The organism is uncultured Campylobacter sp. (assembly GCF_937997595.1).
Classification (GTDB): Bacteria; Campylobacterota; Campylobacteria; order Campylobacterales; family Campylobacteraceae; genus Campylobacter_B.
The window spans coordinates 1-1,004 of the sequence record NZ_CALKTS010000319.1; the positions used below are offsets into that span (position 1 = coordinate 1).

Sequence of the window (1,004 nt, forward strand, 5' to 3'; positions counted from 1 at the left end):
GCGGGCTTGGTTGCGACGTGATGCCAAACTCCAACTGGGAGAGCGCGAAGAGGCATCTAAACGACTTCATCTACGTAGCCGACGTCGTCATCCTTGACGCCGAGATCCTGCGCGCCAATATAAGCGAAATAAACTACCTCAACGCGCTGGAAAAAGACGGGGTATTTTTCATATTTTTGCTCAAAAACAAACACTCGCTCAAGGTGTTAGAGGGGCTAAATTTTAAATTTTTCAAGCTCGAGATGCCATATTTCTACGACGAGTTTTACGCCACGCTCGATATCATCGAAAAGATCAAAAACGATGAGAATTTCTTGGGGCTGTAGCGAACGGGTAACGACAAATTTAAAACCAAAGAAATTGAAGTGCTATATTTTGACTTAGATTGGATCAAGGGCAATATAAAAGATAGCGAATATGCCTCAAGAGAGCGGCGATACGAGGCGTATTTGGCAGGGCTGCATAAAAATATGCATACGCTAGAAAGAATTTTTGCGGGCATAAGCTTCAACGATGCGCTATTGCTACCCAAAAAGCAAATTAATGAAAAATTGCATTTGAAATTTTACATCGGAGATTTGCAAAATGGATATTATGAACTAAAATGCGCTATGAGCTCGAATCAAAGATGCGATGCGGCGCCCGGCGAAATAATAACGAGCGAGATATTTTACGAAAATGGCAATTACCGCTTCTCTTTCATTCTCGCTTGCTTGAAGGAATACGCCGTTAACTTCTCCAGGATAGATAGCCTTAAATTTAACGCGATTTCGCAGAAAAAATACCACTTTGAGCATAAGAAATTTAAACTTTTATAGAAAACCGCGTGCCTCATCGGTCGCGCATAAAATTTTGCCCGTAAAGATCGCGCCCTTAAATTTATCCCACTTGCAAGCCGCAAATAGCGTAAATTCCGTCGCGCCTTACAGCTAAATTTATTAAATTTAACATAGTCCGCGCACAAGCAAGTTTATTTCGTCCGCTTACCTCAAAAACGCTCAAGC

The 1,004-nt window shown here is 41.8% G+C and carries 1 protein-coding gene and 1 pseudogene; both read left to right on the forward strand.

Translation table 11 applies throughout. The features are described from left to right. Positions 1-326: pseudogene (locus Q0614_RS10825) on the forward strand (hypothetical protein); the annotation flags it as partial. A gap of 39 nt (positions 327-365) precedes the next feature. Beyond that, positions 366-818 carry a hypothetical protein gene (locus Q0614_RS10830; protein WP_298788672.1) on the forward strand — a complete coding sequence of 151 codons (453 nt, stop codon included), beginning with the start codon at positions 366-368 and terminating at the stop codon, positions 816-818. Positions 819-1,004 lie beyond the last annotated feature (186 nt).